An 18,536-nucleotide genomic window follows, 5' to 3' on the forward strand; every position below is an offset into this window, starting at 1 on the left:
ATGCGGCTCTTGTCCTCATCGGCAGCCCGAGGGAACGAATGCTGCGGCCGGCGGCTTCACCGATGCAGTCTCGTCGGCGGCGGGCAGGCCACCTTCCGCCGCATACAGCGCGGAAAGCCGCTCCGGCGTGACCTCGGCCGCCGGCAGGTCGAACAGCACCCGCCCGGCCTGCAGCCCGACCACACGCGGGAACCAGCGCAGCGCCAGGTCCACCGCATGCAGCGAGGCGCACAGCGTCGCGCCGGTGGCCTCGCTCTGGGCGGCCAGCGCGCGCAGGGTGGTGTCGGCCAGCGTGGGATCGAGGGCGGAGACGGGCTCGTCGGCCAGTAGGAGGTCGGGCCTCTGGTAGAGCACGCGCGCCACCGCTACGCGCTGGAACTGCCCGCCGGAGAGCCGGTCGCAGCGCTCGAAGAGCCGGTCCTCGATGCCCACCTGCGCCAGCGCGGCATGCGCGCCCTGCAGGTCGGTGGGCCGCAGCAGCGAGCCCAGCGCGTGCAGCGTGGACCACTGACCCAGCCGGCCCGAGAGCACCGCCGTCACGGCGCGAAGACGCGGCGCGATGGGCGGCTGCTGGTGCACGGTGCCGATGCGTGCGCGCAAGGCGCGCAGGCGCCGCGCATCGACCTGCCAGGGCGACGCGTCCAGCAGCGCGACGCTGCCGGCGCTCGGCCGCAGCGCGGCACCCAGGATGCGCAGCAGCGTGGTCTTGCCCGCGCCGGAAGGGCCGATGAAGGCGATGCGCTCGCCCGGCCGCGCGGCCAGCGTCACGCCTTCGAGCGCCCGCTGTCCGTTGGGATGGACCAGGCCCACGCCTTCCAGTGCAAAGCTCACGCTGCGCCTTTCAGGGGGGACTTACTTGATCAGGCCGGCCGACTTGCCGGCGGCCTCGATGCCGTCGTAGTTGGACGACTGCGTGGGCACGAACTTGCTGGCGCGCTGCAGCTGCATGATCTCCTTGTGCTCGGGCTTGGCCGGGTCGAGCTGCAGGAAGGCGTCGGTCAGCTTCTTGGTCAGCGCCGGGTCCAGGCCGGGGCGCACCGTCCAGTTGTAGTCGAAGTAGGGCGGCGTGGTGGCCAGCACGCGCACCTTGGCGGCGTTGGGGTTCTTGGCCTCGACCAGCTTGTCCCACACCGAGGCGTTGAGCACGCCGGCCTCGGCCCGGCCCGCGGCCACGAAGGCCACGGTGGCGTCGTGCGCGCCGGAGTAGGCGACGGTCTTGAAGTCCTTCTCGGGGTTGATGCCGTCCTTCAGCAGGAAGAAGCGCGGCATCAGGCTGCCCGAGGTGGAGGAGGGCGCGCCGAAGGCGAAGGTCTTGCCCTTGAGGTCGGCCAGGGTCTTGGCGGTGCTGTCGGCCGGCACGATGAACTTGCTGGTGAAGGCCTCGTCCTCGGCGCGCTGCACGATCGGCTTGGCGCCGCCGTTGGTGCGGATCCTGGCCTGCACGTAGGTGAAGCCGCCCAGCCAGGCCAGGTCGATCTTGTTGGTGGCCAGGCCCTCGACCACGGCGGCGTAGTCGGTCACGGGCGTGAACTGCACGTTCATGCCGGTCTGCTGCTTGAGGTATTCGCCCAGCGGGGCGAACTTGCGCTGCAGCTCCGTGGGCGCTTCGTCGGGAATGGCGGACACGCGCAGGGTGCCGGTCTGGGCATGGGCCGGGAGCGTGGCGACGGCGGCGGTGGCGAGCAGGGCGGCCAGGGTGGCGCGGCGAGAGAAGGTCATGGTATTGGCCTCGTTGAAAAGACAGGATGGCAAGGGCAGGAATGGGGGCGCTTCGATAATCCGACGCTTACCCAATCCGCCTTCAGGAGAACACTGCGATGCAGCAGCAGCGACCGATGAACCCGCTGGCGCCGATGCGCCTGACCAGCTTCTCGCACGGCGGCGGCTGCGGCTGCAAGATCGCACCGGGCGTGCTCAGCGAGATCCTGCGCAGCAGTGGCGCTGGCCTGATTCCGCCGGAACTGATGGTGGGCATCGAGACGGCCGACGATGCAGCGGTCTATCGCCTGAACGACGAGCAGGCGCTGGTGGCGACCACCGATTTTTTCATGCCGATCGTGGACGACCCCTACGAGTTCGGCCGCATCGCCGCAACCAATGCGATCAGCGACGTGTACGCGATGGGCGGCAAGCCGATCCTGGCGCTGGCGCTGGTGGCGATGCCGGTGAACCAGCTGCCGGTCGCGGTGATCGGCGACATCGTGCGCGGCGGGCAGGACGTGTGCCGTGCGGCGGGCATCCCGATCGCGGGTGGCCACACCATCGATTCGGTGGAGCCGATCTACGGCCTGGTGGCGCTGGGGCTGGTGCACCCGGACCGCGTGCGGCGCAACGCCGATGCGCGTGCGGGCGATGTGCTGGTGCTGGGCAAGCCGCTGGGCGTGGGTGTGCTGTCGGCGGCGCTCAAGAAGGAGAAGCTGCCCGAGTCGGGCTACCGCGAGCTGATCGCCAACACGACGAAGCTCAATACGCCGGGGCCGAAGCTGGCCGCGCTGGACGGCGTGCATGCGATCACCGACGTGACGGGCTTCGGGCTGGCCGGCCATGGGCTGGAGCTGGCACGCGGCGCGGGGCTGCGGGTGATGATCGAGTGGCCGCGCGTGCCGCTGCTCGATGGCGTGGCGGCGATGGCGGCCGATGGCTTCGTGACGGGGGCGTCGGGGCGAAACTGGGCGGGGTATGGCGCGTCGGTGTCCTTGTCTGCAGGGCTGCCTGAGGTCACACAGGCCCTGGTGACCGATCCGCAGACGGCGGGCGGCCTGCTGGTGAGCTGCGAGCCGGAGGCCGTCGATGCGGTGCTGGCCGTGTTCCGCGACGAGGGCTTCGAGTCGGCGGCTGTGATCGGTCGTTGCGAGGCGGGTCCCGCGGGGCTGGTGGTCGAAGGCTGAGACGGTGCTTGGTCCTTTACGGACCGCGGGGAGCGCGCTCGTTGGTGTCCGGGCGTGGGTTTTTCGTTCTGAAGTGTTTGCCGTCTTGCCTGGGTGCTGGGGGCGAAGCGCGTCGGTGTCTTGAGCCGTTTCCAGGGTGCGTTCGATGAGGTCCGCCTGGTGCGGGGCACCCGCGGGCGTCGCCCACAGGCTGCGCCGCTCGCTGAACGCTCGCGGAACCTGCGGTGCTCGCCGGATGAGCGCGCGGCATAACTCGCTGCGCTGCCGCAGGCAGCTCCGCTCAGACAGATGCCGCGAGTCAGAAGGAACGGCCCGCGGAGACCGCGGGCCTCGCTCATCCGGCTGCGCGCCTCGGCGCATCCTGAGGGCGCCACCCGCGGGCACCCCGCACCAGGCTCCGGGGCGTGCGTGGGACGGGCCCCCCTTCGGGATTGCCCGCCGGGCGCGGCCCTTGGCCTTGTGGAGCCTGGTTTGACTCCTCTCCCCTCTGGGGAGAGGTTGGGTGAGGGGCCAGCGGCGGTGGATGCGCTGCACGTGAGCCACCGCCCGGGCCCTCACCCCAACCCTCTCCCAGAGGGAGAGGGAGCAAGAGCGCGCCGTCCTCGACGCTTGAACTTGCAGCAAACCTGACTCCGATACGCCTTTCGGGGGATAGCCGCCGTCGCGAGCGGGTCGAGGTTGCGCCGAGAAGCGCAGCCGTACATGGGTACGGCGAGCATCGCAGGTGCAAGATCGACCCGCGCAGCAGGCGGATGCCCCCGAAAGGGCGGAGGGGAGAGGGAGTCGAACCCTCCCAGCGACGCGTGGCGCCACCCACCGGGTTTGAAGCCCGGCCGCCCCACCAGGGACGTTTCCCCTCCGAATGGGCGGCCGCTGCGCGGCGCCCATGGAATGTTGTCTTGCGCGGCCCCGCCGCTGCCCGGTCGCCTGCGGCGCCAACCCTGCCACCTTCGTGGCCGGCATTGCACGGACTCTCATGCGCCCCGCCCCCCGAACATCGCCGTATCCGGCCGCAGCAGGTGCGTGTCCTTCACCCGCCGCGTGTAGCCCACGCGGTCGAAGAACTCCAGGATCTGGATCGCGCGCTTGCGGCCGAGGCCGGTGGCGTCGCGGAAGCTGGCAGCCTGCAGGCCGGCCGGGCCGTTGATGCAGTCGCGGGCCAGGGCCGCCAGCCGCTCGACGGTGGGCAGCGGATAGTACAGGTCTTTGACCACCTGGAAGGCCGCGCCACGCCGGGCCAGGCTGGCCAGCGTCTGGCGCACCATGGCCTCGCTGGCGGCCAGATCCTTGGCCAGATCGCGCACCCAGGGCGGATCGAAACCGCCATTCGCCAGCTTCGGCAGCAGTTGCTGCGCGAGCTTCTCTTCGGCCGCATTGAGGCGGGCCGCATGGTCCGGCAGGTGCAGCCAGTGGGCGCTGCGCACCAGGCGGCCATCGGCCACCAGCGATTCGACCAGCGCGCGCCACAGGCCATCGTCGGTGCGCGGGCCGGCCAGGCGGCGCAGGCGGCGCGCGTCGGGGCCGATCTCCGCCGGCTGGGCCTCGTGGAAGGCGCGCAGGCGTTCGATGACCTGGGCCTGCAGCGCTTCGAGATGGCGGCGCGTGATCAGCATGCTGTCGATGCGCAGCGCATCGGCGGGCAAGGGCGCCAGTGCGTCGGGGCCGGGCAGGGCCAGGGCGCGCGCGAAGCGGGCGGCGTCCAGGCCCACCGGGGCGGCCTGCAGCAGGCCATCGAGCAAGGCGGCACGGTCCGGCAGCGCCCAGGCTGCCAGTTCGGCCAGGCGTTGGGGCGTGCGGCGGTAGCGCACGGGCGCGAAGGGGTCGAGCACGCGCACGCCGGCCACGGTGCGCGTGGCGCTGGCATCGCGCAGCACGCCGCGGTCGCCATGCCAGGCTGCGACGGGCTCGCGCAGTACGAGCTGGGCCAGGGCGGTGTCGCCGGGCAGCAGGCTGTCGCGGTCGAGCAGGGCGATGGATGCCATCACGTCGCTGGCGCCCAGGTGCACATGCACCGGCACGCCCGAGCGCAGCGCCTGCGCTTCGCCGGGCCACAGCGTGAGCTGCACGTCGATGCGCGTCGTGGCGAGGGCGATGGCCGGGTCGCACAGCCAGTCGCCGCGGCGCACGTCCTCCTTGGCCAAGCCGGCCAGAGCGAGCGCGCAGCGCTGACCGGCGCGCGCTTTGTCAGCGGGCAGGTTCTGCGCGTGGATGCCGCGCAGCCGGGCGCTGCGTTCGCCGGGCACCAGGCGCAGTTCGTCGCCGATGCGGGCGGTGCCGGCGTGGACGGTGCCGGTGGCCACGGTGCCGACACCCGCCAGCGTGAAGGCGCGGTCGGCTGCCAGGCGGAAGGCGAGGGCGTCGTCGTGGGCGCGCACGTCACCTGCGGCCTGCAGCAGGTGCTGGCGCAGCGGCTCCAGGCCCTCGCCGGTCTGGGCCGAGACCGGGAACAGCGGTGACCCAGCCAGCGGTGTACCCGCGAGCAGTTCGGCGATCTCGGCGCGCAGCTGGGCGATGCGGGCCTCGCGCCCGGCAGGATCGATTCGGTCGATCTTGGTCAGGGCCACGCTGCTGCGGTCCAGGCCCAGCAGTGCGACCACGGCCAGGTGCTCGCGGGTCTGGGGCATCACGCCGTCGTCGGCGGCCACCACCAGCAGCGCATGGTCGATGCCGGTGGCGCCGGCCAGCATGGTGTGCAGCAGGCGCTCGTGGCCGGGCACGTCGACGAAGCCCAGGGAGATGTCGCCGGCCTGCAGGTAGGCATAGCCCAGCTCGATGGAGATGCCGCGGCGCTTCTCCTCCGGCAGGCGGTCGGTGTCCACGCCGGTCAAGGCGCGCACCAGCGTGGTCTTGCCGTGGTCGATGTGGCCGGCGGTGCCGATGATCATGCGAGGCGCTCGCGCAGGCGCGGCAACTGGCCGAGCAGATCGGCGGCGTCTTCCAGGCAGCGCAGGTCCAGCAGCAGGCGGTCGTCGGCGATGCGGCCGATCACCGGCAGGGGCAACTGCCGCAGCGCCTGGGCCAGCTGGTCGAGGGCACGGCCGGTGCCTTTCTTGGCGATGCCGGCCGGGGCGAGCGCCAGTCCGGCCGAGGGCAGGCGCTCCACCGGCAGCGAGCCGCTGCCGATCTGGCCCTGCAGCGCGACGGCTTCCACCGTGAAGCGCGGCGCCACGGCCTCGGCCAGCGGGCCGTGCACGGCGCGGGCGGTGGCCTGGATGGCTTCCAGCGGGCGCGTCAGCAGCCGCAGCGTGGGCAGGTCCTGCGCCAGGCGCTCGGGGCGCAGGTAGAGCATCAGCGTGGCCTCCAGCGCGGCCAGCGGCAGCTTGCTCATGCGCAGGGCCCGCTTCATCGGAAACTTGCGGATGCGGCCCACGGCCTCCTTGCTGCCCACGATCAGGCCGGCCTGCGGGCCGCCCAGCAGCTTGTCGCCGGAGAAGGTGACCACGTCGCAGCCCGCGGCCAGCTTCTCCTGCGGCAGCGGCTCGCGCGGCAGGCCGTAGGCGGCCAGGTCCACCAGCGAGCCGCTGCCCAGGTCGGTGGCCATGGGCAGGCCGCGCGCATGGGCGATACCGGCCAGCACCGATTCGTCCACCGACGCGGTGAAGCCCTGCACGGCGTAGTTGCTGGTGTGCACCTTCAAGAGCAGCGCGGTGCGTTCGGTGATGGCCTGCTCGTAGTCGCGCGGATGGGTGCGGTTGGTGGTGCCCACCTCCACCATGTGCGCGCCGGCCGAGGCCATCACGTCGGGCATGCGGAAGGCGCCGCCGATCTCCACCAGCTCGCCGCGCGAGACGATCACTTCGCGGTCGCGTGCCAGCGCGCCCAGCGTGAGCAACACGGCGGCGGCGTTGTTGTTGACCACGGTGGCGGCCTCGGCGCCGGTGAGCGTGGTCAGCAGTTCTTCCACCACCGTGTCGCGGTCGCCGCGGCCGCCGGTGACGAGGTCGTACTCCAGGTTGTTGGGGCCGGCCATCAGCCGCAGCAGATGGGCCAGGGCCTCGTCGGCCAGCAGCGCGCGGCCGAGGTTGGTGTGGATGACGGTGCCGGTGAGGTTGAGCACCCGCTGCATGCGCGGCGCCAGGCGGGCCTGCACGCGCTGCAGCAGTGCGGCCTGAAGCGCGGCGGGCTGTACTTCCGCACTGGGCAACTGGCCCGCGATGGCGCGCGGGCGCAGGGCATCGAGCAGGGCGCGCGCCGCGCCGGCCACCAGCGTGTGGCCGTGGGCGGCGATCAGGGATTGCGTGTCCGGGGCACGCAGCAGCCGGTCGACGGCGGGCAGATCCTGGGGACTTGCCTTGGAGCCGTGGACCACGGACTCGTCGGGCATCGCCATCAGCCGCCTCCGCCGTCGTCAGGGGGTGGATTCGCCGAGGCCGCCTCGGGCTCGGGGTCGCCGAAGAGCAGCATCAGGTTGTGGCCGATGCGCTCGTGTCCGGCTTCGGTCACCAGCAGGTCCAGCGGCAGGCTGGCCAGGTCGTCGGCCACGGGCTCGACCTCGGGGTCGCGGTCCATGGCCACGAGCTTGAGGTAGTGGCCGCATTCGTCGCAGCACTCGGCGCGCACCGCGCCGGGCTTGAGGCCCACCGGCCGCTCGGGCGCGGCCTCGCCCTCGGGCTCCAGCGACTGGTAGTGGATGCCCTTGGTGCTTTCGCAGTGGGCGCATTTGATGCGCACGTAGTGCCACTGGGTGCTGCACAGCGCGCAGTGCAGGTAGCGCACGCCGGCATCGTCGGCGCCGATGCGGATCACGCCGGCGGTGGGCGCGCTGCCGCAGCAGGGGCAGCGCGTGAGCGGCTCGGTCACGCCGAAGGCACGCAGCAGCCCATGCTGCTCGGCCGTGGCGAGGGTCATGTGCGTGAAGTAGACCTGCAGGCCGGCGGCCACCAGCGGCGCAGTGCCGAGGTCCAGGCCGAACATGATGCCCTGCGTGATCAGGCCGGCCTGGCGTTCCAGCCAGTCGCTGTCGGCATCGAGCACGCGCTGCACCGTCTCGCGTGCGGGGCCTTCGGGCAGGCGGCCTCGCAGCGGTGTCAGCACCTGGCGCAGCACGGCGCGCCAGGCCGGGTCGCGCGGCCACAGATCGGCCGGCAGGGGCGGGCGCATCGCCTGCGAGGCCGCCTCGATGGCGGCCAGGTCGGGCAGTTTCACGTCGGGATGGTGCTGCAGCGCCTCGTGCTGGGCCTGCGCGATGTCAGCCACGAAGAGCAGGTAGTCGCGCATCGGATGGCCGGCCGCCAATTGGCGAAGGCGCAGGCTGCGGTCGGCGAACACGGAGGCGCGCTGCGGCAGCCGCAGGAAGGGCACCCGCTGGCCGGCCTGCATCGCGATCTGCTCGGGCTCGAGCACCCGCGTGCTGGCGAAGAAGGCGGCGGGGTTGCTGGGTTCGGTCATCGGGCGCAGATGCTAGGGCAAAGGGGTGACAGGGCACAGGCCAGGGGTATCCCGGCCCTCGCCACAAACACGAACCCCACGGTCCGCATTCGGCACCGTGGGGCGGTGGGCTCGCGCGCCACAGGGGCGTGCAGGAACGCGTGGCCGGCTCAATCGCGCCCGGTCATCTCGCGGTGCCACACCGGATGATTGAGCCGCGCCCAGCCTTCGGTGACGGTGCCGCGCGTCATGGCCCGCATGGTGCCCTTGACCCAGATGGCGGCATACACGTGCATGATCACCGCCAGCACCAGGAACACGGCCGAGGCCGCATGCAGCACCACGGCGACGCGCCGCAGCGTGATGGGGAAGTAGTGCACGAACCACGGGCTCCAGAACAGGAAGCCTGTCGCCAGCAGCACCAGCAGCGACAGCGCCATGACCCAGAACACCAGCTTCTGGCCGGCGTTGTACTTGCCCACCGGCGGCATGTGCTCCTTGTGGCCGGCCAGCATCTGGCCCGAGCGCTTCATCCACTCGACGTCGTTGCGGTCGATCAGGTTCTCGCGCCAGAGGCCGAAGAACATGAAGGCGAAGCCCAGCACCATCAAGAGGCCCATGAAGGGATGCAGGATGCGCGTCCACTGCCCGCCGCCGAACAGGTTGGTCAGCGGAAACAGCGCCGGGTGGAAGAAGGCCAGGCCCGAGAGGGCGGCGCAGAAGAACATGACGACGATGAACCAGTGGTTCATCCGCGTGCCGTCCTTGTAGCGGCGCAGGTACACACGGCTCATGGCTGGGCTCCTTCACGGCGGTCTGCGGCGGGCTTCTCGATCACGACGACCTCGTGGTCATCCGCCACGCCATCGGCGTCCTGGTCGTCCTTGGCCTCGACCGGCCCCACCTTCATGTAGTGGAAGAAGCCGCCGATCACCGCGCCCGCCATGGCCAGCAGGCCCAGCGGCTTGGCGATGCCCTTCCAGAGCGAGACCAGCGGGCTGATCGTCGGGTCCTTGGGCAGGCCATGGTAGAGCTCGGGCCGGTCGGCATGCTGCAGCACGTACATGACGTGCGTGCCGCCCACGCCCTGCGGGTCGTAGACGCCGGCGTTGGCATAGCCGCGCTCCTTGAGGTCCACGAGGCGCTCGGCGGCGTACTCGTGCATGTCCTCCTTGGTGCCGAACTGGATGGCGCCGGTGGGGCAGACCTTGGCGCAGGCCGGTTCCAGGCCCACGCCCACGCGGTCGGAGCACAGCGAGCACTTGTAGGCCCGGTTATCCGCCTTGTTGATGCGCGGCACATTGAAGGGGCAGCCCGTGACGCAGTTGCCGCAGCCCACGCAATGCTCGCTGATGAAGTCGACGATGCCATTGGTGTACTTGACGATGGCGCCGGGCGCCGGGCAGGCCTTGAGGCAGCCTGGGTCCTCGCAGTGCATGCAGCCGTCCTTGCGGATCAGCCACTCCAGCTTGCCCTCTTCGGGCTCGACCTCCGAGAAACGCATCACCGTCCAGGAGGCCGGCGAGAGGTCCATCGGGTTGTCGTAGGTGCCGTGGGTGGTGCCGACCTCGTCGCGCAGGTCGTTCCACTGCATGCAGGCCACCTGGCAGGCCTTGCAGCCGATGCAGGCCGACACGTCGATCAGCTTGGCAACGGGCTGCACCTGCGGCTGGTGGCGCACCACGGGCGGCTGCACCGTGGTGGCCGAGCGCTTGGCGATGTCCAGGGATTGGAGTGATGACATGGGTGCGCTCCTTCCCTAGGCTTTTTCGATGTTGACGGTGAAGGACTTGTATTCGGGCGTCTGCGTGTTCGCATCCCCCACGAACGGCGTCAGCGTGTTCACCAGGTAACCCGGCTTGGCCACGCCCACGAATCCCCAGTGGTTCGGCAGGCCGACGGTGTGCACCGTCTTGCCGTCCACCTGCAGCACCGAGATGCGCTTGGAGACCAGCGCGACGGCCTTGATGTAGCCGCGCTTGCTCGACACCTTGACCCAGTCGCCATTGGCGATGCCCTTTTCCTTCGCCAGCACATCGCTGATCTCCACGAACTGCTGCGGCTGGATGATGGCCGAGGTCATCACGTTCTTCGTCCAGTAGTGGAAGTGCTCCGTCAAACGGTAGCTCGTCGCCACGTACGGGAAGTCCTTGGGCACGCCCAGGCGCTCCAGGTCGCCCTTGAAGATGCGTGCCGCCGGGTTGGCCCGCGCCACCTTGTTGTTGGGGTGCAGCGGGTTGTTCGGCAGCGGCGACTCGAAGGGCTCGTAGTGCTCCGGCAGCGGGCCTTCGGCCATTCCCGTGGGCGCGAACAGGCGCGCCACGCCCTCGGCGGTCATGATGAAGGGGCGCACCGCGTCGGGGTCGGCCGGATTGGCGTCGGGGCGGATGTCCGGCACGTCCGGGCCGGTCCACTTGGCGCCGTCCCAGAACACCAGCGGGCGCCTGGCGATCCAGGGCTTGCCCGTCTTCGGGTCGGTGGAGGCGGCGTTGTAGAGGATGCGACGGTTGGCCGGCCAGGCCCAGGCCCAGTCCTGCACCATGCCGATGCCGTAGGGGTCGGCATTGCCGCGACGGCCCATCTGGTTGCCGGCCTGGGTCCAGGCGCCGGCATAGATCCAGCAGCCACTGGCCGTGGAGCCGTCGTCGCGCAGCAGGCCGAAGCCGGCCAACTGCTCGCCGGCCTTGGCCAGCACCTTGGTCGGGTCCTTCGGGTCGGTCAGGTCCGACAGCGCCTTGCCGTTGTATTCCATCGCCAGCTCCTCGGGGGAGGGCGAAGTCGGAATCTTGTAATTCCAGGCCAGGTTGACGATCGGATCCGGGAAGGCGCCGCCTTCCTTGGCATAGGCCGCGCGCAAGCGCGTGAACAGCTGGCCCACGATCTCGGTGTCTGCCAGCGCCTCGCCCGGGGGCTCGGCGCCCTTCCAGTGCCACTGCAGCCAGCGGCTGGAGTTGGTGACCGAGCCGTTCTCCTCCGCGAAGCAGGTGGAGGGCAGGCGGAACACCGTGGTCTGGATCTGCTTGGGATCGACGTCGTTGTGCTCCCCGAAGTTGCGCCAGAACTCGCTGGTCTCGGTCATCAGCGGATCGATGGTGACCAGGAACTTGAGCTTGGACAGGCTGCGCACGATCTTGTGCTTGTCCGGGAACGAGCCGACGGGGTTGAAGCCCTGGCAGATGTAGCCGTTGAGCTTGCCCTGGTCCATCAGCTCGAAGGCCTGGAGCACGTCGTAGAGCTTGTCGATCTTGGGCAGGTAGTGGAAGGCCCAGTCGTTCTCGGCCGTGGCCGCCTTGCCGAACCAGGCCTTCTGCATGCTGACGAAGAACTTGGGGTAGTTCTGCCAGTAGCTCATCTGGTTGGGCCGCAGCGGCTTGAGGGCGCGGGGGCGGTAGTAGTCGTCCAGCGTCTGCTCGGTGTCGCGTGCCAGCGAGAGGTAGCCGGGCAGCGAGTTCGACAGCAGGCCCAGGTCCGTCAGGCCCTGGATGTTGCTGTGGCCGCGCAGCGCGTTCATGCCGCCGCCGGGCGCACCGATGTTGCCCAGCAGCAGCTGCACGATGGCGCCGGTGCGGATCATCTGCGAGCCCTGGCTGTGCTGCGTCCAGCCCAGCGCATACATGATGGTCATGGTGCGGCCGGGCACGCTGGTGCTGGCGATGTACTCGCAGACCTTCAGGAACTTGTCCTGGGGCGTGCCCGTGATGCGGCTGACCATCTCGGGCGTGTAGCGCGAATAGTGGCGCTTCATGACCTGCAGCACGCAGTTCGGGTCCTGCATGGTCATGTCGACCTTCGCATGGCCCTGCTCGTCGAGCGCGTAGCCCCAGCTCTTGTTGTCGTAGCTGCGCTTCTCGGCGTTGTAGCCGCTGAACAGGCCGTCCTCGAACTTGTAGTCCGGGCCCACGATGAAGGGGGCGTTGGTGTAGTTGCGGACGTACTCGGTCTGGATCTTGTCCTGGCTCAGCAGGTAGTGGATGACGCCGCCCAGGAAGGCGATGTCGGAGCCCGCGCGGATGGGGGCGTAGTAGTCCGCCACGGCGGCCGATCGCGTGAAGCGCGGGTCCACCACCACGAGGCGTGCCTTGTTGTGCTTCTTGGCCTCGATGACCCACTTGAAGCCGCACGGATGCGCTTCTGCGGCATTGCCGCCCATGATCAGGACCAGATCAGCGTTCTGGATGTCCTGCCAATGGTTGGTCATCGCACCGCGGCCGAACGTCGGGGCCAGACTGGCCACCGTCGGTCCGTGTCAAACGCGGGCCTGGTTGTCGAAGGCGAGCATTCCGAGCGAACGGAATGCCTTGTGCGTGAGGTAGCCGGTTTCGTTGGAGGAGGCCGAGGCACACAGCATGCCCGACGAGGTCCAGCGGTTGACCACCTGCCCGGCGGCATTGGTGGCCTGGAAGTTGGCGTCGCGGTCGGCCTTGAGCAGCTTGGCGATGCGGTCGAAGGCTTCGTCCCAGCTCACCCGCTTCCACTCGGTGCTGCCGGGCTCGCGCACCTCCGGATACTTCAGCCGGTTGGGGCTGTGCACGAAGTCGAGCAGGCCGGCGCCCTTGGGGCAGAGCGTGCCGCGGTTGACGGGATGGTCCGGGTCGCCCTCGATGTGAAGGATGGAGGCCTTCACGTTCTTGGCCTTGTCGCCCAGGCTGTACATCAGGAGGCCGCAGCCAACCGAGCAGTAGGTGCAGGTCTGGCGCGTCTCGGTGGTGCGGGCCAGCTTGAACTGGCGCGTCTCGGCCAGCGCGGCGGTGGGCGAGAAGCCCAGGGCCACCAGGCTGGAGCCGACCAGGCCGGCACCGCTGACGCGGAAGAAGTGGCGGCGGTTCATGTCCATGACCGAACCTCCTGCAATGACACGGGTTTCGTGGGCTTCATCGTGGGTCGCGCTGTGATGCGTCTGTCGTGGGAATTCTTCGGGCCGCCGCCGGGGCGCTCGTCAGTTCTTGGGCGCCGCACCGTCGCCGCTGGACGGTGCCGGTGCGGGGCCATCGACGGTGTGGCCGCCAGCCGCCTGGCCTGCCGCCACCCCACCGATGGCCGAACTGCCTTCGGCCGGGCCCTTGTGGGCGCCGGAGTCTACGCCCGCATGGGAGGGCGCGGGGTTGATGCCCTGGGGTGTCCCACTGGCGCCGGAGGTTGATGCGGCGGTGGGCGTCTCGGCCTTGGGTTTGGGGTCGCAGCCGGCCAGCAGGCCGCCAGCGGCGGCCAGGGTGGCGATGGCAAGGGCGGATCGGGCGAGGGCGTTCATGGGCTTTCTTGGACGTCGTATCGGTTGGGCCGCCATGGTTGCAGCGCCCGCCGCATGGCAGCGTCGGAGGACGCCGCGTCCGCCAGACCATCATGGCCGCCGGCCGCCCGGATGCGCATGGGGAAATCCCTTCGGGATTGCCCCGCATTCCCGCGCGGCCGGAAGCGCTGGGCTATCGTGCGCCACTCCTATGAAAGACGCTCTCTTCCTCGGCTGGCGCACGCTGCGCCGCGACCTGCGTGCGGGCGAGCTGCGCCTGCTGATCGTGGCCGTGCTGCTGGCCGTGGCGGCGCTGACGGCGGTGGGCTTCTTCGCCGACCGGCTCAAGGGCGGTCTAGCGCGCGACGCCCGCCAGTTGCTGGGCGGTGACGCAGTGCTGGTCACGGACAACCCGCCACCCCAGGCGCAGGTGGACGCGGCGCACGGGCAGGGCCTGCAGTCGGCCCTGACCTACGACTTCCCCACCATGGCCCGGGCGCCGGACGACCGCGGCGGCGCCAGCCGGCTGGTGGCGCTCAAGGCCGTGGCGGCGGGCTATCCCCTGCGGGGCAGCCTGCGCGTGGCCGATGCCGCCGGCGCGCCGGACGCCGCCACCCGCGACGTGCCGGCGCCCGGTGATGTGTGGGTCGATGCCAGCCTGCTCGAAGCCCTGGACCTGAAGGTGGGCGACACCCTGCTGCTGGGCGACGCCTCGCTCACGATCCGCCGTGTGCTGGTGATCGAGCCCGACCGTGGCGCCGGCTTCCTCAACTTCGCGCCGCGGGTCATGATGAACCAGGCCGATGTGGCCCGCACCGCCCTCGTACAGCCGGCCAGCCGCGTGCGCTACCGGCTCGCGGTAGCGGGTGAGGCGCCCGCGGTCAAGCGCTTCTCGGACCAGGTGCAGCAGCGCCTGGACGCCGGCGAGCTGCGCGGTGCCCGGCTGGAGTCGCTGGACAGCGGCCGGCCCGAGATGCGCCAGACGCTGGACCGGGCGGAGAAGTTCCTGAACCTCGTGGCCCTTCTGGCCGCATTGCTTTCGGCCGTCGCCGTGGCGCTGGCGGCGCGCGGCTTCGCGGCCCGGCACCTGGACGGCGCCGCCATGCTGCGCGTGCTGGGTCAGCGCCAGCGCACCATCGCGGGTGCCTATGCGGTCGAGTTCGGCGTCATCGGCCTGGGCGCCAGCCTGGCGGGCGTGGCCATCGGCTATGCGGTGCACCATGTGTTCGTGCGCCTGCTGGCGGGGCTGGTCGACGGCGACCTGCCCGCGGCCACGGCCTGGCCGGCGCTGTTCGGCGTGGGCATGGGGCTCACGCTGCTCTTCGCCTTCGGTCTGCCGCCGGTGCTTCAGCTGGCGCAGGTGCCGCCGCTGCGGGTCATCCGCCGGGAGCTGGGCGCACTGCGGCCGGCGTCGGCCGCGGTGCTGGGCCTGGGCGTGGCCGGCTTCGCGGCCCTGCTGCTGGCCGCCAGCAGCGACCTCAAGCTGGGCCTTATCGCGGTCGGTGGCTTCGCCGGGGCGGTGGCGGTGTTCGCCGTGCTGGCCTGGCTGGCCGTGCTGATGCTGCGACGCGTCGTGCGCGAAGGCAGCGCGCCCCGCTGGCTGGTGCTGGCCACGCGGCAGGTGTCGGCGCGGCCGGTGTATGCGGTGCTGCAGGTCAGCAGCCTGGCCGTGGGCCTGCTGGCGCTGATGCTGCTCGTGCTGCTGCGCACCGACCTGGTGGACAGCTGGCGCAAGGCCACGCCGCCCGATGCGCCCAACCGCTTCGTCATCAACGTCATGCCCGATCAGGCGCAGGCCTTCCAGGACGCACTGCGTCAGGGCGGGGTGGCGCAGTACGACTGGTATCCCATGTTCCGCGGCCGGCTGGTGGCCATCAACGATAAGCCGGTCACGCCCGACGACTACAGCGAGGACCGCGCCAAGCGCCTGGTCGACCGCGAGTTCAACCTCAGCAACGCCGCTGACCGGCCGGGCCACAACAGCATCGTGCAGGGTGCGTGGACCTCCGGCGAAGCCGATGCCGTGAGCGTGGAAGAGGGCCTGATGGAGACGCTGGGCCTGAAGCTCGGCGACCGGCTGCGCTTCGACATCGGCGGCGTGACCAGCGAGGGCCGCATCACCTCGACGCGCAAGGTGGACTGGGGATCGCTGCATGCGAACTTCTTCGTGATGTACCCGCTGGCGGCGATGCCCGCGGAGGTGCCCGTGACCTACCTGGCGGCCTTTCGGGCCCCAGAGCAACGAGACTTCGACAACGCGCTGGTCCGCCAGTTTCCCAACGTGACCAACGTCGACATGAGCAGCACCATCGCCCAGGTGCAGCGCGTGCTGGACCAGGTGATCCGTGCGGTGGAGTTCCTGTTCGGCTTCACGCTCGCGGCGGGCCTGGTGGTGCTGTTCGCCGCGGTGAGCGCCACGCGCGAGGAGCGGGCGCGCGAGTTCGCCGTCATGCGCGCGCTGGGCGCCCGCGCCGCGTTGCTGCGGCAGGTGCAGCGCGCGGAGCTGGCCGGCACCGGCCTGCTCGCCGGCCTGCTGGCGAGCATCGTGGCCTCGGCCATCGGCTGGGCGCTGGCGCGCTGGGTGTTCGACTTCCGCTGGACCGCCTCGCCCTTCGTGCCGCTGGGCGGCGCCATCGTCGGCGCGCTGCTGGCCCTGGGTGCCGGCTGGTGGAGCCTGCGCGAGGTGCTGCGCCGGCCGGTGGCCGCCACGCTGCGGCAGGCGGCCGAGTGAATGCCGGGCGGCTGGCACGCCGGGTGCTAAAGTCCTTGCGCCGTTGGCCGGGGTGCACTCGCGATGGCCCATCCGCTCGCCCATCGTGACCGCCTCCTCCCCCCAGCCCGACGCCCCTTCCGAAGATTCCAAGCAGGTGCGCGCCGCGCGCCGCGCCCTCGACATCATCGAGCTGGTGGCCGAGGCACGGCTGCTCAAGCATTCCGACATCGCCGCGCGGCTGGGCATTCCCAAGAGCACCACCACGCTCATCCTCGACACGCTGGTGCGCTCCGGCTACCTGCGCCGCGACGCCTTCAGCCGTGCCTATTCGCTGGGCTCGCGCATCCTCGGCATTGCCGGACGCTATCTCTCCGAAGCCGACATCGTGCAGATCAGCCAGCCGGTGCTCAGCCGGCTGGTGCTGGATGTCGATGAAAGCTGCTTCCTGGTGCAGGCCGAAGGCGACGAGGTGCTGGTGATGTGGCGCGAGGTCTGCCGGCGGCGCCTGACCTACATGTTCTCGCTGGGTGAGCGGGCCTCGATCACCGACACGGCCGGCGGCCTGGCCATGCTGGCGATGCGCGGCATGGCCCAATGGGCGCCCACGCTGGCGCGCTGTGGCGTGCCCGCGGGGGCAGAGGCCGACGCGCTGCTTGCGCACCTGCGCGAGGTGGCCGATGGCGCCGTCGCGTTCCGCGCGCCGGGCCGCATTCCGGAGGTCGCCTCGCTGGCATTGCCCATCGTCAATGCCATGGGCGTCCCGCTGGCGGCGGTGTCGGTGGCCGTGCCTGCCCATCGGCTGGATGCGCCGCTGCGCCAGCGTGTGGAGGCCGCGCTGCGCATCGCGCAGGCGGACATCGCCGGCCAGGCCCGCGCGCTCGGCCCTCAGCAGCCCAGCGCGTAGAGACCGGCGAGCACGGCCCCGGCGACCAGGCCGCTGCGCAGCACGAAGCCGCGGTTCCACCCCAGTGCGATCTCGCGCGGCGGCACGCCGGTCATGGCGCCCGCCAGCAGCAGCGTGGCGCTCACGGGCGAGACCGTGATGGCCAGCGACCAGCCCAGCGTCAGCGCCAGCGCGTGCGTGAGCGGCGCTGCCAGTGCGGAGGCTGTGCCCGCGAAGACCTGCGCCCAGATCAGCACGGCGATGGTGGGCGCCACCGACAGGGCTGCCACCAGCGGAATGGTGACCAGGCACAGCAGCGGCAGCAGCCAGCCGGGCAGGCCGGTACCGCCCGCGCCCAGGCCCGCGGCATGCGCGACGGCCAGCACGCCCTGGCCGATGAAGATGGCGGACGAGAAGATGAAGATCTCGCTGCGGGTTTCGGTGAGCACCTCGAAGAAGTGCGACAGCGCCGCTCGCGCGTCGCGGCGGCCATGGCGCTCCGCGCGCTGCCGCGACCGCGATTGCGCCAGTGCCCAGACCAGGCTGAGGGTGGGGATGGTCAGCGTGGCACAGGCCATGAAGCTCCAGCCTGTTGCCGCGTGCAGCGACAGCGTGGCCAGGAAGAGCAGCACGCTCATGCCCAGGATGAGCCAGAGGGCGCGCCGGTCCGAAGGCGAGGCGGGCACCGGCGCGGCGTCCGGGCCGGCGGGTTCGGTGACGACGCGGCGCTCGCTCCAGGTCTCCACGCCCAGCAGGAGTGCAGCCACCAGCATCCCGGCGCCGACGAAGGGCAGCACACCGAGCATGGGAAAGGCCGCACTCACGATGGCGAAGCTGATCGCCATGGGCGACCAGGTGGTGGTCATGGCCAGGCCGCGGATCACGGCCGCCAGCATGCCGCGGGCGACGGGGCTCGTGCGCACATGCAGGCCTGCGCGCTCCAGCAGTTCGCCCATCATGGGCACCACGCCGAAGCTGAACATCAGACTCAGCCAGTGGCTGCCGAACAGCACGGTGCCGTGCCGCGCACCGGGGCTGGCGGCGAGCAGGGACGCGGCGGCGCGGCCCATCAGCGGCGAGCGGCGCATCGGCAGGCGCAGCGTCGCCAGGGCGGCCAGCAGCGCGGCGAACTGCGTGCTCTGCGCCACCGCGGCTTGCAGCACAGGGGCCGGCGCGGGCGCCAGCAGCCACACCAGCAACGCGCCGGGCACGGCGAGGCCGGCGAACAGCCGCGCCTGTCTGCTGACGCGCGGCCAGGCCGCCGCAATGAACACCGCCAGACCCAGCGCGGCGGCCACCTGCCAGGCACGGCCGCCCAGCACGGTCTGCAGGATGGTGCAGGCCGCCGTGATGGCCAGGCCGGCCTGGGCCAGGCGCTCGTGTGCCTTGGCGGGGCGCGCGAGCACGGTTGAACCTCCGGCTTCGCCTGCGACGCGGGAGCGCTCGGGAATGGCTGCG

Annotated in this window: 13 protein-coding genes and 1 tRNA gene; 3 read left to right on the forward strand and 11 right to left on the reverse strand. The window is 71.0% G+C overall.

Annotated features, from left to right (window positions below; genetic code table 11):
* Positions 1 to 15 precede the first annotated feature (15 nt).
* Positions 16 to 831 (reverse strand): phosphonate ABC transporter ATP-binding protein, encoded by an 816-nt coding sequence (locus tag ACT54X_RS11180; RefSeq protein ID WP_476346522.1) that lies wholly within the window; start codon positions 829 to 831, stop codon positions 16 to 18.
* 21 nt (positions 832 to 852) lie between these two features.
* Positions 853 to 1,719, reverse strand: coding sequence for a putative selenate ABC transporter substrate-binding protein (locus tag ACT54X_RS11185; RefSeq protein WP_476346524.1), 867 nt, complete (start codon positions 1,717 to 1,719; stop codon positions 853 to 855).
* Between the two features lie 98 nt (positions 1,720 to 1,817).
* On the opposite strand from ACT54X_RS11185, the gene selD reads away from it, so the two are divergent.
* Positions 1,818 to 2,888, forward strand: a complete 1,071-nt coding sequence (gene selD, locus ACT54X_RS11190; protein WP_476346526.1) for a selenide, water dikinase SelD — start codon at positions 1,818 to 1,820, stop codon at positions 2,886 to 2,888.
* A 767-nt stretch (positions 2,889 to 3,655) separates the two neighbouring features.
* Here selD and ACT54X_RS11195 read toward each other — a convergent pair.
* From ACT54X_RS11195 to ACT54X_RS11230, 8 genes are all read right to left on the reverse strand, one after another.
* Positions 3,656 to 3,748, reverse strand: a tRNA-Sec gene (locus tag ACT54X_RS11195).
* A 114-nt stretch (positions 3,749 to 3,862) separates the two neighbouring features.
* Positions 3,863 to 5,773: a selenocysteine-specific translation elongation factor gene (gene selB / locus ACT54X_RS11200; protein WP_476346528.1), complete on the reverse strand. Its 1,911-nt coding sequence runs from the start codon at positions 5,771 to 5,773 to the stop codon at positions 3,863 to 3,865.
* The gene (selA, locus tag ACT54X_RS11205; RefSeq protein WP_476346530.1) at positions 5,770 to 7,218 is read right to left on the reverse strand and encodes an L-seryl-tRNA(Sec) selenium transferase; all 1,449 of its coding nucleotides are present in this window, start codon (positions 7,216 to 7,218) and stop codon (positions 5,770 to 5,772) included. Before selA ends, selB begins: the two co-directional genes overlap by 4 nt.
* Positions 7,218 to 8,276, reverse strand: coding sequence for a formate dehydrogenase accessory protein FdhE (gene fdhE / locus ACT54X_RS11210; RefSeq protein WP_476346532.1), 1,059 nt, complete (start codon positions 8,274 to 8,276; stop codon positions 7,218 to 7,220). Before fdhE ends, selA begins: the two co-directional genes overlap by 1 nt.
* 149 nt (positions 8,277 to 8,425) lie before the next feature.
* Entirely contained in the window at positions 8,426 to 9,049 is a 624-nt protein-coding gene (locus ACT54X_RS11215) for a formate dehydrogenase subunit gamma (protein WP_476346534.1), read from the reverse strand.
* Positions 9,046 to 9,999: a formate dehydrogenase subunit beta gene (gene fdxH, locus ACT54X_RS11220; protein WP_476346536.1), complete on the reverse strand. Its 954-nt coding sequence runs from the start codon at positions 9,997 to 9,999 to the stop codon at positions 9,046 to 9,048. The genes ACT54X_RS11215 and fdxH overlap by 4 nt, the downstream gene beginning before the upstream one ends.
* A 15-nt stretch (positions 10,000 to 10,014) precedes the next feature.
* Positions 10,015 to 13,089: a formate dehydrogenase-N subunit alpha gene (gene fdnG / locus ACT54X_RS11225; protein WP_476346538.1), complete on the reverse strand. Its 3,075-nt coding sequence runs from the start codon at positions 13,087 to 13,089 to the stop codon at positions 10,015 to 10,017.
* A 102-nt stretch (positions 13,090 to 13,191) separates the two neighbouring features.
* Complete coding sequence (locus tag ACT54X_RS11230) at positions 13,192 to 13,503, reverse strand: hypothetical protein (protein ID WP_354322019.1); 312 nt, start codon at positions 13,501 to 13,503, stop codon at positions 13,192 to 13,194.
* Between the two features lie 190 nt (positions 13,504 to 13,693).
* Here ACT54X_RS11230 and ACT54X_RS11235 point away from each other — a divergent pair, with 190 nt between their 5' ends.
* The gene (locus ACT54X_RS11235) at positions 13,694 to 16,213 is read left to right on the forward strand and encodes an ABC transporter permease (protein WP_476346540.1); all 2,520 of its coding nucleotides are present in this window, start codon (positions 13,694 to 13,696) and stop codon (positions 16,211 to 16,213) included.
* Positions 16,214 to 16,298: 85 nt separating this feature from the next.
* Entirely contained in the window at positions 16,299 to 17,099 is an 801-nt protein-coding gene (locus ACT54X_RS11240) for an IclR family transcriptional regulator (RefSeq protein WP_476346542.1), read from the forward strand.
* Here ACT54X_RS11240 and ACT54X_RS11245 read toward each other — a convergent pair.
* Positions 17,081 to 18,484, reverse strand: coding sequence for a hypothetical protein (locus ACT54X_RS11245; RefSeq protein ID WP_476346544.1), 1,404 nt, complete (start codon positions 18,482 to 18,484; stop codon positions 17,081 to 17,083). The two genes, ACT54X_RS11240 and ACT54X_RS11245, sit on opposite strands and share 19 nt — an antisense overlap.
* Between the last annotated feature and the right edge of the window lie 52 nt (positions 18,485 to 18,536).

The sequence above is a fragment of the Pseudacidovorax sp. DMC4 genome, from assembly GCF_056314265.1.

Bases quoted from the DNA above. Each gene is read 5' to 3' on its own strand.
- ACT54X_RS11235 (WP_476346540.1), top strand. From the start codon at position 13,694: ATGAAAGACGCTCTCTTCCTCGGCTGGCGCACGCTGCGCCGCGACCTG.
- selA (WP_476346530.1), bottom strand. From the start codon at position 7,218: ATGGCGATGCCCGACGAGTCCGTGGTCCACGGCTCCAAGGCAAGTCCC.
- ACT54X_RS11185 (WP_476346524.1), bottom strand. From the start codon at position 1,719: ATGACCTTCTCTCGCCGCGCCACCCTGGCCGCCCTGCTCGCCACCGCC.
- fdhE (WP_476346532.1), bottom strand. From the start codon at position 8,276: ATGACCGAACCCAGCAACCCCGCCGCCTTCTTCGCCAGCACGCGGGTG.
- fdxH (WP_476346536.1), bottom strand. From the start codon at position 9,999: ATGTCATCACTCCAATCCCTGGACATCGCCAAGCGCTCGGCCACCACG.
- selB (WP_476346528.1), bottom strand. From the start codon at position 5,773: ATGATCATCGGCACCGCCGGCCACATCGACCACGGCAAGACCACGCTG.
- ACT54X_RS11215 (WP_476346534.1), bottom strand. From the start codon at position 9,049: ATGAGCCGTGTGTACCTGCGCCGCTACAAGGACGGCACGCGGATGAAC.
- selD (WP_476346526.1), top strand. From the start codon at position 1,818: ATGCAGCAGCAGCGACCGATGAACCCGCTGGCGCCGATGCGCCTGACC.
- ACT54X_RS11230 (WP_354322019.1), bottom strand. From the start codon at position 13,503: ATGAACGCCCTCGCCCGATCCGCCCTTGCCATCGCCACCCTGGCCGCC.